Source organism: Azospirillum sp. UFLA03-27, from assembly GCF_059803775.1.
Genome location: NZ_JAUQTX010000180.1, coordinates 1 through 14,611 on the forward strand (window position 1 = coordinate 1; position 14,611 = coordinate 14,611).

Consider the following 14,611-nt stretch of genomic DNA (forward strand, 5'->3'; position numbering starts at 1 on the left):
ACCGCTCCGCCACCAACTTCATGGCAGCCGTCTACATCGTGGCAACCGTCGCCTACTGGTTATGAGTCCGGACCCTAGCGATAAGTGAGCGATGTCAGTTTGTTGGAGTAATCGTGCGTCCTAGTTGTCAATTGAAAAGTAACGTTCGGTTTCATTTGGGCTTGTGCAGGACTGAGCGGGTGAATACACTATGAATTGTCACCGTTCCGGGTAGCGCCGGGACGGGGCGTGCGACCCCGCCGCGAAAGCACCAGATATCCGGTCTGGCGGGTGCCCTCGCAGAGGGCGGTAATCCGGCAGGTTGCCTGACCTGTTGGGGAGTCGACAGGTAGGACGGGCAAGCGCCCGTTGCCGCCGCCGCACGCAACAAGGCGCGTCTCGTCGCGCCCGCAAGGCTCCGGTGATGGGGGTCCTGGCAGGAGCAGCCAGCAGACCGTCAGCCATCAACCGAGACCGCGCCCTATGCCTTACAAACACAGTACGTCGTCGCTCGCCTTTCAGGCGGGCGCACCGCCGACCCCGACCGCACAAACGTCGGCGCTCGGCCTCACGGCAGGCATGTCGCCCATTGTGACTGCTCTGTCCGAGGCTGCCGTCGCCGACCTGTTCGGGGTGTCGGTCAAAACTCTTCGCAACCGCCGAGCCACCGGCGACAGCCCTCCCTACGTTCGGCTGTCGCGTTCGACGGTGATCTATCTGGTTAAGGACATCCAGACCTTCTTCGAGTCCCGGCGCGTCAACAATCTCCGTGCCCCTCGTAGGTCCGAGGAGACTGAAAAATGAAAACCGGCTACTCGCTACGTACTTGGCGCAATCTCTTTCGAGCTGATGGTCTGCCAACGTTGGAAGCCTGCACGGCAGTCTACGCGGTGCTCTGGCACCTGGACGAATTCGAAGACGAAGACTGGTTTGTCGTCAAGCCGGATGGCGACGTCCTCACAGAGCTTAACTTCCCCTTCGAACACGACGATGGGGAGGTCTACTGCTCGGCTGAGGATGTCGAGTGGATCTCGGAGGAGGAGCGTATCACCATCGCCGCCCAGATCGGGAACGGCGCGCCGCCTCTGCCTCCGCCTGTCGAGTTCCGGGATAGGGAGGGGCTGTGATGGAGACGCCGCTCGAAGGCACGATTCTGGCTGCGCACTCTGCCCTTGTAATCTTGGAGACGCTTCCCACGCGAATGGATGCTCTCGGATCGGATCCGGCCTTGGAGGAGGCTTGCAATATCCTTTCTTCGGCCGTCCGCGTGCTCGATGAGGGGAAGGCCACCAATCGCATGTTGCTTTTGGTAGCCCATGTCATTCTCCAAGCGGCTCGCGCCCTCGAAGTAAACGACCCGTCCACAAACGTCGCCGATGAAGACTGTCGCCTTGCGGTAGCCATCCTACGCGCGCAGGCGAACAAGATCGTGGCTCTGTGCACCGAAGGTGTCGCATGAGCCGCCAGAATTCTCATTGTCCGGCATGCGGGCTGAACCGTTTGCGTACGCGCCACGCCAGCCGCGTGCACGGTCCCAAGTTTGCCGGAATGGTCACTGACTGCCCTGTTAAGCGCGGGGGCTGTGGCTGGTCTACGGATTCGGACTTTCTTTCGCCGATCCGCGATCTGGAGTTTCGCCTCGCCGCCGCGACGACGACACTTCGCACGTCTCCTTTGCCGGTTGCAGTCGGCGCTGTTCGCCGCGCTGAGCACGAGCTCATCACCGGCGGAGCCGACTTGGCAGTGATTCGTGTCTGCCGTCGCCGTGCATGCCTGGGCCAGCATGGTGTCGGTGCCGGGCGCGTCAAAGCCCTACGCGACGTTTCGGTCACGACTCGCCGTCTGTGGACGGATGCACGTGGCGCACACGCTTACCGCTGGTACTGGCCCCTGGCTGTCGTGATACGCGCGGCCGAACTCGCTGCCGCGGAAGCCCCGCCTGTACCATGGCGCCGCGAGTAAATCAGAGCGTTCCGACGTTCTCGGTCTGCCGGAATGCGTTCCGGCAGACCTCCTTTCCCCTCTTATGCAGGCATCAGGCACCTCATCGGCCCCTGCATCGCACGGTGACATCATGAACCTGAACTACAACGCGGGCACGGGCCGTTGGGAGTGCCAAACCGATTTTTCCGAGCGCCACCTACCGAAGAATGCAGGCTTCCGCTGGGCGCCCGCGCCCCTGAAGCACTGGTGGACGACGGATCCGCTGATCGCGGTCAAGCTCGCGGACCATGCTGACGCGAGGACGGCCACCGGCCTGCGGGCGGCGGCGGCCGCTGCAACGGCTCTTCATCAGGCTTCGGCGGCCGCGTCGCGAGCGACGGATACCAAAGTCGAGATCCCCGTCCCGGCTGGGCTGTCCTACCTACCATACCAGAAGGCTGGTATCGCCTACGCGATGGCGCGCAAGGACGTCCTGATCGCGGACGAGATGGGTCTGGGGAAGACGATCCAGGCCATCGGCACCATCAACACGGAGCTTGCCGCTCGTGCCCGGGTGCGTGTGCTAGTCGTTGGTCCGAAGATCGCGCTGATCAACTGGCGCGGAGAACTCACCAAGTGGCTGATCAAGCCACTCACCGTCGGCATCGCGACGACGAAGGTGTGGCCGGATACGGATGTCGTTGTCGTGAACTACGAGATCCTGTCCAAGCTCGCTGACCGGTTGCGTGCCCTGGAGTGGGACGTCGCTGTCTTCGATGAGGCGCATGCGCTCAAGGACGAGAAGACAGCTCGAACCAAAGCCGCCTTGGGCGGCAAGGGGCAGTCGCCGATCCCGGCCAAGCGGCGGCTGTTCCTGACCGGCACGCCGATCCTGAACCGGCCCATCGAGCTTTACCCAATGCTGCACGCGATGGGGTTGCCGGAGGCGAGCAACTATTTCCACTTCGCCACCCGGTACTGCAATGGGCGCCACACCAGGTTCGGGTTCGACGCCAGCGGTGCCAGCAATCTGAGTGAATTGCAGGACGTCCTGCGCCAGTCGGTGATGGTGCGCCGTCTCAAGGCGGATGTGCTGGTCGACCTGCCGGAGAAGCGGTTCTCCGTCGTCGAGCTTCCCTGCGACAGCCCGGCTCTCGGTAATGTCGTCGCCGCGGAGCGTGAGGCGCTTGAGCGCGCTGAGCAGGAGGAGAAGCGCCTGCGTGCCGCGGTCGCCTCGGCCAAGGTGGGTGGCAACGAGGCCGCGTACCGGGCGGCTGTGGCCAACCTGAAAGCCGGTCGCAGCGCGGCGTTCAACGAGATGTCGCGTCTGCGGCACGACACCGCCCTGGCGAAGGTGCCGCAGGTCGTCGAGCATGTCGCGGACGTCCTCGGCTCGGTGCCGGACGCGGTGCTGGTCTTCGCCCACCACACCGACGTGATCGAGGGCATAGTGGCCGGTCTGCGCGAGGCGGGATACGAGCCCGCGGTGATCACCGGCGCAACATCGGACGCCGAACGGCAGCGCGCCCAAGATGACATTCAAGGCGGCCAGAGGCGGGTCTTCGTTGGCAGCATGCGGGCCTGCGGCGTGGCGATCACGCTGACGGCGGCGTCGACAGTCATCTTCGCCGAGCAGGACTGGACCCCCGGCATCATGAAGCAGGCGGAGGACCGCGCACACCGCATCGGGCAGCGCAATGCCGTGCTCGTCCAGCACCTCGTCCTGGACGGCAGCTTCGACGCCACGATGACGAAGAAGGTCGCGATGAAGGGTGATGTCATCGACGCCGCCTTGGACGAGGTCGCCGATGACGCGGACGACTCTTCCGTTTCAGGCGGCATGGATGCTGATCCGGAACGGATGTGCCCGTCGATCGCGGCGTAGCGCGTACCCCTTCGGTAGATCAACCCAGGCCATCCTCAGCCCTTCTGAATGGCCTGCCGAAGAACTTCGTGAAGATTGCTGTCGGTTGCGGCTGCGAAGTCCTAATCAATTTTTCGCAACCAGGTAAAAGGAGTCGAAGATGCGTCACTTCACTCAGGTCGCGGAACCCATCGGTGGTTTTTTGAAGTCTCGACGGGAGTCAATCGACATCGCTCATTTTCGATCGGAAAGCGAGTTCAAGCAGCAGTTCGGACGCGATCCGGATCACACCGATCCACCCGATGTCGATGAGTGCTGGCGTTTGTTCTTGGAAGAACTCGAAATCATGACGTCCAGCTTCGAGTCTGTAGGTGACGAGCTGCGCAGCCAGACCGAGGAAACCGAGGCGCTGGTGGCGCACTACCAAGCCGCTTGGCAGAAAGCGCGGCAGGACAGCGGTGTCCCCACCTCGGTCGAGGACAGTCGAGCTTCGGTAATGGGACGTCGCTCCTGACACATCCCGGCGCCCGCCGAGATGGTGACCTCACCATGCCAGCGGGACAGCTGCTCTGGCCCAACTGAAGTGGCGAGGCTGTCAGCCGGACGCTAATGGCGACCTTGCGTTCGGAAGGCCGTTGCAGAGACTAATGAGGCTGCTATCGGGGTCCCGGAAGCAGGATTAAGCGATTTATTGACTTCTCAATTGCTGAGACAGTGGCGCTGAATGCTTCCATAATCATGGTATCTGTTGAACGGCATCTATCAGAATACTGGCAGGGATCAAAAATGTCGAGACCGAAGAAAATCTTGCACCTGACCGTGGACACTGGGCATTGCATCGAGACTGAGCGTGTCAATCGTGCCGTCATCAAGCACCTGGAACCGTTGGCCCGCACCGGAACGATGACGGCCGGGGGGCTGCGGTTCGACGTCGTGCGGATACCGGGCGGCTGGCGCTACGATATCGCTGTCGGCTGCGGAGCGCCCGCACTTGTGACGTGCCATGTTGCCGTACCGGGCGGCGGTGGGCACGTTTGGAACGCGCTCGTTGATGACCGGGTGACCCTCGGACTGCCGCCTCCCATAATGCCGTGTCCGTCCGTAGAGCCTTGGCTGGCGGTATCGTTCCGTCCGGCGTTCTACACGGCCAAGCATACCGAGATCTCTATCCTCGGTGACGCCGAGCGGTGTGTCGCCTGGACACTGCTCGATAAGGGCAGGCCGGGAAGAACCGATGCTGTTACGCCCTGCCTTGCCGTCGGGCCTGCTTCATCGGAGGAGTTGCATGCTGTTGCAGAAGCCGATGCTCTGCTGCGTGCTGCGCGGGAGCAGAGCCATCCGAGCGTTGCGGCCATGGCAGTCGCGGCGACGCGACACTCGGGCACGCTCGCCAGTGCTGTTCTCCGTGCAGCGGCAGCTGCACCGAATAACGAGGATCTAGCTAGCGTCGCCGCGACTCTTCGTGTCGCCGGGCGCTTCGCTTTGGATGCCGAGGTGGTCGAGAGCATCGACCTCATCAAGGGCTCGCTCACCGAGGTTCTGCCCGAACTCGGTCGCGCGATCCGGCTGCCCCACGATCCCTGCTGGCTGGAATACCTTCCCGGGGAAACCTCGGCCGCGAGGGACTTGGGACAGGATGGTCGCTCAATGGTGGCCGACCGCCATGGCTATCTGGTCGCCTCTGGCGCCGACGGGATCTGGACGGTCCGCATGGTCGCTGAAATGTATGGGCAGGTAATCCTGTTCCCCGTGGTCGCCCGCCTTGAGCCTGACGGCATCGCTTATCTCGGCTTGCGAGATCTGTCTCCTGTCATGCGGGGGGAAATGATGCACCTTATGGCAGGCGCCTCCGGAGTGATGATGCGCCTGGTAATGATGATGAGCGCGCGCAACACACCGCTTTCCGTGGGTGAGGCCGAAGATTATGAGAGACTGAACCGCAAGCGCGGTAGGGAAGGGAAGCCGCCTGTGCTGGGAGCGCGGCCGGTTCGTTGGAACCTCGCCCGGATTGAACGTATGGCTGCCCGCGGAGGCATCGGCCTCGGTGCAGCACGTGATCGTGCAGTCGCGCACTGGGTCCGCGCCCATCCCAAAGTCCGCAATGGCAAACTTTTCTGGTGGAGCGCCCATGTTCGCGGTGCCGATAATGGCCCCGTCCCCGAGGGGCGTGACTACAAGGTGGTTAATTGCTCGCCGATTCGATGATCGGGCAAATCAACTCTTCCGTTGGCCTAAGTGTTGGCGCCTGTTCCCGGAAGAGCTTAAGTTTATAGTGTCCAGCGTTGGATCCGTTGGAGGAACTGCGCGGCGAGGCCGAGCTGGCCGTGGCACTAAAACGCCTGGGAATGCGTGCAGCTGGACTGCGGTGCTGCCATCTTGGCCGAAGGCATGGTGACCTCAACATGTCGGCGCACCGTCGCCCGTTGGCCCGCCGATGTCGGCGCGTGTTGAGGCCCCGACATGTTGAGGTCGTCGGGTCATTGGATGTCGTTCCCGGCGGGTGACGGAGACCCATGAACTTTTTGGGAAGCCCTGAAAGTCAGGCTTCCCTTGGGTCTGCGATTGCTGTCGTCGAGGTCATCACCTCGGCGGGAGCAGAGTTGTTGAGGTCACCAAGACGGCGGATCAGAACCTGTTGACCCGCCCAGGGGGCGCATGGTGACGTACTCACATGGTGGCCTCAACATGTCGGCGCGCCGTCGCCTCGGCGTGCGCCGGGATAACTGGGTTCGCTTCATTGGGGCGGGGATACCTCACGGAGGACGCAGTTTAATGGCGCTCAGGGAGATGAGCCGATGAGAGTTCGAGTGCTGTCGCGGGCGGCGGTCGAAGCTGGGGCTGCGGAAGGTGTCGATGCGATCATCTCGATCCGGTCGACGGCACTGGAGCGGTGCGAGGATCTCGAACTGGCCGTCCAGCAGGCAGTTCTGGGCGACATGCAGGCTGCGCTGGTGCAGCGCTTCGACGACATCGGCATCCCGGCCTACGGACCCTACCGACGTCCAACCATGGAGGATTTGGCGATCGCGCTGGACTTTGCGCGGGCTGTTCGGGATCGGATTCCTGAGGGCGTGCTTGCCGTGCACTGCCAGCACGGCGTCTCCCGGTCAGCCGCGGTCACGTTGGCCATCATCGCCGACGAGGCTGGGCCAGGTGCCGAAGCGAATGCCGTCGCCGCACTCCTTCGTCAGGACGATGATGCCCGGATGCAGCCGAATCCGCTTATCGTCTCGTTGGCCGACGCTGCTCTGTTCCGCTATGGCCACCTGGGCGCCGCCCTCGCCGCCGTGTGCGCACGGTACGTGGCGTGGCGAGATTATTGGCGAGATATCGCCCTCGACCCCGGCGCGTATTGGGAGCAAGCGCGTCGGGTACGTTTGCGGCCAAGGAGGCGTGAGGTCTGACAGGGCGGAAGTTCGGAGCCGGGGGCCGGGTACCAAGCGGGAGAACAGCATGGACGTGGACGCCATCGAGGTCGGGCGTTTCGAGGACGCTGACAACGTCGTCACGGCTGGAGTGCGCTCCGGCGATGGCTGTCAGGTCCTCCTGCTCCTGGTTTCGATCAACTGATTGGACTGTTCCTAACCCACAGGGGCACGAGCGGAGGGTGCGATGGAGTTTTCCCCGGATGCTGTTCGCTTGGTCGCAGGAGCGGTGCTCATCGTCGCGGGCGCGGCCTTCGCCATGTATGCGCGGCACGCGCTACGGGTCCTCACAATGCTGCGCGCCTTCAGAGCTGATCGCAAGCGGTTGCAGCAGAGGCTTGACCGCCTACCATCCTGACCGCCGTGACCCAGCATCCTTTCAGGCAATGGCGGTCAGCGTTGTGGGATTTCGGACGTCCGTGCCGTCGCGCCGGGTCCTGATCGCAAGTGGGGAATACAGGGGAAGGGAGCGACGATGTCCAACGTCCGAACTCTGTGAAAGTGTCTTCCTGGCGAGCGGGGCCAGGTCCTGGCCGCGCTGCGGGCGCTGCATGACCTGGATGCGCCAGGTTCCCCTTCAGAGGACTTGGCCGAGGCGGTGACGGGGAAACGCTTCGCCGCCTTCGAGGTCGGCGACGTGCAGCTGGCCCACGCCGAAGAGGAAGGCGGTGACCGCGAGTTGGCGCTGGGCTGGCTGTGGTGCGCCGCGTCGCTTGGGCACCGCAGGGCCTTGCTGCTGTTTGTCGAAGAGCTCATCCATCGGCTGGTGGATACGGACACCAGCGAAGACGCGAACGCTTCGGCGGCGCCGGACGCCTGGGTTGCGCGTGATCCGGCTGTTGGCGAACTCGACCGCGCCGAGGCGTGGACGCTGTAGACGCCGGTGCTGGCCCGTGACCTGTGGCTCAACGAGGCGCGTAAGCGAGGGCTGCGGCCGTCCGACCTGCTGCGCGAGACGTACCGCGCCGCCGTACTCTGAACGGCTTTCCTGACCGCGGCGGATGCCGATGAACCTCGAGCTTGTCGGCAAATCATGTTGAGGTCATCAGTCCGGCTGGTCACCGTCTGCTGACCTGCCGGGAATAACGCATGGTGAGGCGCCGATCTGGTGACCTCAACATGTCGGCGCGCCGTCGCCTCGGCGGCTGCCGGAGCTCCGGAAACGAGGACCCGATTGTGCTTTAGGTGTGCGGACCCGGGCCACTCCCCCCTTGAGAAGACCGTGCTTCCCTTCGTTGTGTTGATGTCATTTGGGGACCAGGGGCGGGGCACCGATCACTGACAAGATGCCGCCAACCGCGCTCCCGTTCTTCACCGGATCAATTCGGTCAGCCTCCATCATAGCCCATGTCGCCCAGCGGTCGAGGTTCTTAGGCGTCACGGGCATTTCAGCTGCGCGGGTCAGGACGGCCTGAACATAGGTGCGGATCGTCTCTGCTTGGTGAAGAGACATTGCCTGCCCAACGAGACGTTCGATCCGTTCCCTCTCCTCCTTCTCCTGTTGTTCGCGTTCCTTCCTTATTTGCTCGATTTTCCGTTGGTGCTCCGCTTCCACCAGTTCGGCTTTTCGTTTCACTAGCCACTCATGATGGCAGACGGCATTCTGGCGGTGGAAGGTCTCGGCCGCGACGATTATCTCGACAACGATGGTGCAGACGAGATCCTCAAGCGATGCCTCATCGCTGTCCTGCCAGGACTTATGGGCTGTGCCATTATGGGACCGGGAGTGAATCGACAGCCGTAGATGTTCCTGCTGGCGGACCGCTGACGCGGGCTTTCCCTTTGTCGGGACCGGCTCAAGGGTGAAGGTGATGTGCTGATCACCGACGTGGATGCCTGCGTCATTCGGGTTCCGCGGCCACTTTGTGGTGTCGATCGAGGCGTTGCAGCCCGCCCGCGCGGCAGCCAGGAAGATGCCGTTCAGGATGCGGAGCCGCCGCTTTGCGTTAGGCGTGTCATAGCGTGGGGCATACATGCTGAAGCGGGTTCTGGCATACTCCTGGCGGCGCACCTCGTCCTTCTCCAGTAGCGTGGCGATCAGCCGATGTGGACTGGTCGTGAGCTTTGGGCAGGTCACCTTGCCCACCATCCTCCGGACGCGCTCGGTCAGCGCAGCCATGTCCTCTTCGAAGGTCGGCGGCGGAGGCAGCGGCGTATCGAGGCCGATCTCCGACCGGTAGTAGCCGCGGTATGAGCCGCCGCCGATCTCGATCGTGTCGGAGGCTCCTGGGAACCGTGGTGGGAGCGGGCGCTTGCTGGTCGGCTTGCCCGCCTGCTTCCTGGCCCAATAGCCGCGCTCGGGAACAGGGATGTCGGCCTTCCGGCAGGCCTTTGCCAAGGCTACGTCGGATACGCCGACCTCAGCCGCGAGCGCCCTCATGGGCTGGTCCCAGACCAAGTTGTAGAGTTCCTGACGTATGAATCGTCGCGTCATGTTCCGGAAGCGGTTCGTGGGAGGGGAGTTGCTCAGGGGGCTGGTCAGACGGCGCAGATCGGCTGACCGGCGAGGGCGCGTAGGATGGCCTGATGGGCGGACAGGCCGTTGAGGTGCCCCGCGTCGATGGAGGAGCGGATCAGGGCACGGACATCGACACCTCAAAGCGACCGGAAACCGTTAGCCACCTTAGGGAAGGTGACGCTCGGGCGTAGCACCTGCTTGGAGGCGTTGTTGGTGGGCGGCACGGCGCGGTCCGGATGCGTTCGACGGAGGTGGCGGTATCGTAGAAGCCGGACCCATTATCGGCCCAGACGTCCTCGCTCGACAAGCCCGCGAGGCCGACATTGACTGCGCGCCGAACGTTTGCAGCCACCTCCTCGAGATCATGGGCGAAACTGGACTCGAAATCGGCGTTCACCGGGAGGTCTGTGGCAAGGACGAGGCTCCCGAGATGCGCCAGGACATCGTCGCGTCCGACACCATTTTCTGGGCGGCCCCGCGACCAGGAATAGCCTGGCCTCATCGAGGCCAGGGCGCTGAAGCCCATGTGCTCCATCATCCGGGTACTGTCGACATCCCGGGGGTTCGGCAGGATGAAGCATTTTTCCCGATGAAGCGCACGGAAAGCGTTGCGCTTTTATACGATGGTGCGAGCCACGGTTCATCTCCTAAAAGAAGGGTGTAAGACGCGGATTCCCGATGGCTGTCCCAGAGTATAATGGCGAGGAAAGACCATGGCGGAGAGCCTTCTTCTTGTCACCCACGGTGGCTCATTCCACTGCGATGAGGCGTTCGCCTACGCTATCCTGCGCCGCGCCCTGCCGCCGGAAGCGCTTGCCACCTCCAGGCTGGTGCGCACCAGGGACCAGCGAGTTATCGAGGCCGCCGACATAGTCTGGGACGTCGGTGGAGTTTTCGCCCCCGCACGGGGGCGCTTCGACCACCACCAGCGCGGCGCTCCGGTGCGTCCCGACGGGTCGCCCTACTCTTCGGCGGGCCTCCTGTGGGCCGCCTTCGGCCATGACGCGGTGCGCGCCGTCCTGGCCGGGCGCGGCGGCGAGGATATCGTCGAGCAGGTCTGGGCGGAGATGGACGAGCAGGTCGTCCGCCTCGTTGATCTCGCCGACAACGGCCAGCGCCCGGTCCCCGACTTCGGCGACGAGGACCTCGACCGGGCGGCGCGGATCGCCGACGGGATGGCCCTGCCGTACCTCGTTGACGCCCTGAACCTGCCGTGGGACGCCGACCCCGCGGACCGAGCACAGGCCGAGGACGAGCGCTTCCTCCGCGCAGCCGAGATCGCGGGCACCTTCCTCGACGGCCGCATCGAGCAAATACGAGCTCGCATTGCCGCCTACGATGCCGTCCTGGAGGCGCACGGCCGCTCGACCGACCCGCGCGTTCTGGAACTCGACCGTGGCATGCCGTGGCAGGGACCGGCGCACGACGCCCACCTGCCGGTGCTGTTCGCCGTCTACCCCGACAAGGGAGGCGAGGCCTGGATGGTTGGCTGCATGCCGCCCGAGCCGGGCAGCTTCGCCCAGAAGCTGCCGCTGCCCGAGGCGTGGGCGGGCCTGCGCGATGCCGAGCTCGCCCGCGTGTCTGGGGTGGCGGACGCCGTGTTCTGCCACCTGAACCGCTTCATCGCCGCCGCCCGCTCGCGCGAGGGCGCGCTGGAAATGGCCCGCATCGCCCTCAGCTTCGCCTACCGAACCGGCCGCGAAGGAGGCGAGCATTGAGTGGTCGCTCACTCCGATCGCCGCCTCGTCCTTATCCGCCTTGCCTGCCGCCAGTGGCGCTCCGGATCCAATGCCACCTCCCGCCAATGGTCACGCCATTTGACGTACCTGGGGCAGGCATCCGCAAGCGCGGCCTCCAGTCGCCCATACCGGAACAGGCAACTGTCGGCCATGCTGACGAGCAGGGAATTCGGGTGCATGCGTCCTTCTGGATCTCCCCTCAGCAGGGCAGCCACCGCCGCCGCCTCGGCGCCTGGTCCGAGTTCTTGGGCCAGCAGGGCGAGCGCCACAGCGGCGGAGCGGCTGACACCCATCTGGCAATGGACCACCAGCGAACCTTCCGGAGTCTGCACGGCGATCCTGCGCCCAAACTCGAGCGCTTCGGCGACATGCTCGATGACGGGGCCGCAGTAGGGGCCAAAGGCCGGGATGGCAATGTCGTCGAACCGCTGCACCAGCACGGCGCCCACCTCGCCGCCGGTGGTCTGCGCCAAGGCGAGATCCAGGTTCTCGGCATCATGCTCGGCCGAAGGCCTGATCGAGATGATGCCGTCGGCGCCTTCAGCCTCCCCGCGCTCGACGGCCGCCCATGACAGCACACGAATTTTCATTTTACCTGCCAGGCTCTCAGCAAGACATGCGTTCGGAACCGATGACCATTAATCCTACCCGATGATCAGACGCACTGGTGCCACAAGAAGCACAAGCCGCAAGTTTCCCCAAAGCCGCTCTCGGCTTCCGCCGGGCCTCCATTCGTTCCAAACCTTAACGACGTATTGCCCAGGGTAGCGGAAGGACGCCTCGAAGCGCTGGTCATTGGTGACGGGAACCCAGCGACTGGCCCGGCTGCGTCCCTGAACTTCCCGGCCAGGATGGCCGCTTGGCCTTGCGGGACCTCCCTTCCACTGCCTGGCGGCGGCCAGCAAGGAACCTGCACCTTGAACCTGTTCAACTGTAGCCAAGTAACCTGTTCAATTTTTTACCGATAATCTGTCCATCCAACAGGTATGCTCGTCCATGTTCGGGCAGCATTTCCGATGTCGCCGACGGTGGCGGCATGACGGAGGACGAGATGGCGGAAGGCATCGACGAAGAAGACGCCATGAGGACCGGGCGGCCCGCTCCCGACCATGATGCAGCCGGGAAAGCGCGAAGCGACCGTTCTGATCCGGAGCGCATGGCAAGAAAGCTGGCTTCGAAGGCGGGAAGGGCGAGGGCTGCGCTGAGGAGCGCGCCGACACCGATTGCGCCGAAGGCCGCGATGCAGCTGGCAAGAAATCTGGCGCCGTTGATTGAGGCGTTGAAGAAAGCGCGGCCGCGCCAACTCAAGCCGCTCCAGGACCTCACCAGAAGGGCCGGGGTGAGCGCGGACGGGGATGAGAAGCGGCTGAGCCGGTTCCGCCCGCCGAGGGACGGCAACGAGGCGGCGATGAAGCGGCTGGCCCGGGATCCGAAGCAGTATCTGGGACTGGCCGAGACCGCCGCCCTGATGGCTGGCCTCTCGGTCGACCAGGCTGCTCTGGATCTGGTCGTGAACACGCCCTGGAGCCCGTCCCAGGCGGGAATGGCGTCATTCGACGAGAACACGGCCGGTGGCTACCATCGCCTCCTCGAGCAGTTGCGGGAGACCGTCGCTGCCATCTCGGAGCGGGCAAAGCTCGACTGGTATCTGGACGAAACCCGGCGGCGCGAAGCGTACCGGAGCGGCGGTGGGCCTGAGGACGATGGCTGGTGCCTCGGGCATCCTTTCGCCGACCAGTTGGACAACGCTCCCTCGGTGCCGCTGCTGTTCAACGAGATCGGCCGCATGGCCTGTGAGGCCAGGGAAGAGAGCGGAGGCTGGCGCGAGGCGGATCTGGTGATGCTGGAGCGCGTCCATTTCGGCATCGCCAAGCTGAAGGGTGACCAGGTGCCGACCGGCTACTTCATGCTCGCGCCCTGGTACGGCGTCGTCGAGCGTGGCCGGTCGCTCGACGGCACCAGATGCCTGCTCCGTTACGGCATCCCGTCAGTGCTGGACGACGAGATCATGGACGACTTTCAGGCCAGTGAGGGCGGACCGTGGGTTCGCGTGACCGTTCGCGTTCCGGCGGGGAAGTCGCTGCCGACAGGCCCCTACGGCCGCTTCGCCGAGGACGACCCCTTCGGCTTCGAGGATGCCAGGTTCGTCGAGAGGCTGTCCCTGAGTGGCATCGAGCGCGCGTTGGGCGGCTCGGTCTTCCATGTCATGGGGGCATGGGGCGATCGGGCCGACCGCCCGGAGCCGGGCTTCACCGAAGCCCCGCCGGGCACGGCCGCCGCACATGTCGAGGCGGGCCTGGTGTTCGGGTACGCGCATCCACCGGAGAAGGCGTTCACAGTCCGAGGTGCGCTCGAGGACAGCGCCGTCCACCACCTCGCCACCTTCAAGGCGTTCATGGCGCGCCAGATGGAGATGGCCGACGACCGCGCTCAGCAGGCAATCCAGGATTTCCGCGATGGGCCGGATCGGATGAGGACCGGCTGCTTCGACGACGTCGACATTCCCCTGCAAACCGAAACCGTGGAGGAGTAACGAATATGCCCGCCATCGACATCGGCCCGCTCGCATTCCGCTCGAATGCGGCCGCGAAGGCTTACTACCGCGCCATCCTGCATGCGTACCCGGTGGGCGCCGTTATCCCGGAACCGCACGCCAGCCATCTGCTCTGGCTGCTCGACCGTCATCCCGAAGCCGCGGATAAGCGCGGGGCTGGCGTTGCCCGGTTCCGTGTCGACAAGCCAACTAAGGGGAAGCACCCCTGCTTCTGGATTGATCGCGTGGATGGGTCGGCCACCGACTTCTCATTCGGGTGGGCCATCGACGGCAAGGGGCCGAGCAGACTTGTGGAGATGCGCCAGGCGATGAGGGAGGCGATCAACGGGGACGCCATGGCGTTCAGGAGGCGCTTCTTCGAGGAGCACGCCGACACTGATGGCCGGGTGCCGTGCGCGCTCACCGGCGTGCCAGTGTCGCCTTCCGAATGCCATGTCGACCATGCGCCGCCGCACACCTTCGTGGCACTGGCGACGGCCTTCCTGGCCGAGCGCAGGATCTCCCCGGACGGCAGCCACGTGACGGCACCGGCGGACAACCAGTTCGTGCCGAGGCTGGTGGACGCCGCACTGGCAGCGGATTGGCAGGCGTACCACCGCGCCAGGGCGAAGCTGCGCGTCGTCGAGAGGCTGTCTCTTATACACATCTCCGAGCCCACGAGACTATAAC

13 protein-coding genes and 1 pseudogene are annotated in these 14,611 nt (G+C 64.4%); 11 read left to right on the forward strand and 3 right to left on the reverse strand.

The window, feature by feature from the left end:
- Positions 1-462 precede the first annotated feature (462 nt).
- From Q4I23_RS22810 to Q4I23_RS22845, 8 genes are all read left to right on the forward strand, one after another.
- A complete protein-coding gene (locus Q4I23_RS22810) occupies positions 463-783 on the forward strand; it encodes a helix-turn-helix transcriptional regulator (RefSeq protein ID WP_498527730.1) in 321 nt (106 codons plus the stop codon).
- Complete coding sequence (locus Q4I23_RS22815) at positions 780-1,106, forward strand: hypothetical protein (RefSeq protein ID WP_498527731.1); 327 nt, start codon at positions 780-782, stop codon at positions 1,104-1,106. Before Q4I23_RS22810 ends, Q4I23_RS22815 begins: the two co-directional genes overlap by 4 nt.
- Positions 1,106-1,438: a hypothetical protein gene (locus tag Q4I23_RS22820; protein WP_149651391.1), complete on the forward strand. Its 333-nt coding sequence runs from the start codon at positions 1,106-1,108 to the stop codon at positions 1,436-1,438. Before Q4I23_RS22815 ends, Q4I23_RS22820 begins: the two co-directional genes overlap by 1 nt.
- Positions 1,439-2,053: 615 nt before the next feature.
- Positions 2,054-3,787, forward strand: a complete 1,734-nt coding sequence (locus Q4I23_RS22825; protein ID WP_498527732.1) for a DEAD/DEAH box helicase — start codon at positions 2,054-2,056, stop codon at positions 3,785-3,787.
- A gap of 139 nt (positions 3,788-3,926) precedes the next feature.
- The gene (locus Q4I23_RS22830; protein ID WP_149651389.1) at positions 3,927-4,280 is read left to right on the forward strand and encodes a hypothetical protein; all 354 of its coding nucleotides are present in this window, start codon (positions 3,927-3,929) and stop codon (positions 4,278-4,280) included.
- 293 nt (positions 4,281-4,573) lie between these two features.
- On the forward strand, positions 4,574-5,971 hold the full coding sequence (locus Q4I23_RS22835; RefSeq protein ID WP_498527733.1) for a hypothetical protein: 1,398 nt from the start codon (positions 4,574-4,576) through the stop codon (positions 5,969-5,971).
- Positions 5,972-6,561: 590 nt separating this feature from the next.
- Positions 6,562-7,170: a hypothetical protein gene (locus Q4I23_RS22840; protein WP_498527734.1), complete on the forward strand. Its 609-nt coding sequence runs from the start codon at positions 6,562-6,564 to the stop codon at positions 7,168-7,170.
- Between the two features lie 607 nt (positions 7,171-7,777).
- Positions 7,778-8,068, forward strand: coding sequence for a hypothetical protein (locus Q4I23_RS22845; RefSeq protein ID WP_498527735.1), 291 nt, complete (start codon positions 7,778-7,780; stop codon positions 8,066-8,068).
- Between the two features lie 369 nt (positions 8,069-8,437).
- On the opposite strand, the gene Q4I23_RS22850 is transcribed toward Q4I23_RS22845, so the two are convergent.
- Positions 8,438-9,589 (reverse strand): hypothetical protein, encoded by a 1,152-nt coding sequence (locus Q4I23_RS22850; RefSeq protein WP_498527736.1) that lies wholly within the window; start codon positions 9,587-9,589, stop codon positions 8,438-8,440.
- Positions 9,590-9,764: 175 nt separating this feature from the next.
- Positions 9,765-10,241, reverse strand: a pseudogene (locus tag Q4I23_RS22855) (isocitrate lyase/phosphoenolpyruvate mutase family protein); the annotation flags it as partial.
- Positions 10,242-10,362: 121 nt separating this feature from the next.
- Here Q4I23_RS22855 and Q4I23_RS22860 point away from each other — a divergent pair.
- Positions 10,363-11,367 (forward strand): MYG1 family protein, encoded by a 1,005-nt coding sequence (locus Q4I23_RS22860; protein WP_498527737.1) that lies wholly within the window; start codon positions 10,363-10,365, stop codon positions 11,365-11,367.
- A gap of 8 nt (positions 11,368-11,375) precedes the next feature.
- On the opposite strand, the gene Q4I23_RS22865 is transcribed toward Q4I23_RS22860, so the two are convergent.
- Positions 11,376-11,978: a hypothetical protein gene (locus Q4I23_RS22865; RefSeq protein WP_498527738.1), complete on the reverse strand. Its 603-nt coding sequence runs from the start codon at positions 11,976-11,978 to the stop codon at positions 11,376-11,378.
- Positions 11,979-12,424: 446 nt separating this feature from the next.
- Here Q4I23_RS22865 and Q4I23_RS22870 point away from each other — a divergent pair, with 446 nt between their 5' ends.
- Together Q4I23_RS22870 and Q4I23_RS22875 are read left to right on the forward strand one after the other, a co-directional pair.
- Entirely contained in the window at positions 12,425-13,921 is a 1,497-nt protein-coding gene (locus tag Q4I23_RS22870) for a hypothetical protein (protein WP_376993576.1), read from the forward strand.
- A 5-nt stretch (positions 13,922-13,926) separates the two neighbouring features.
- On the forward strand, positions 13,927-14,610 hold the full coding sequence (locus Q4I23_RS22875; RefSeq protein ID WP_498527739.1) for a DCL family protein: 684 nt from the start codon (positions 13,927-13,929) through the stop codon (positions 14,608-14,610).
- Position 14,611 lies beyond the last annotated feature (1 nt).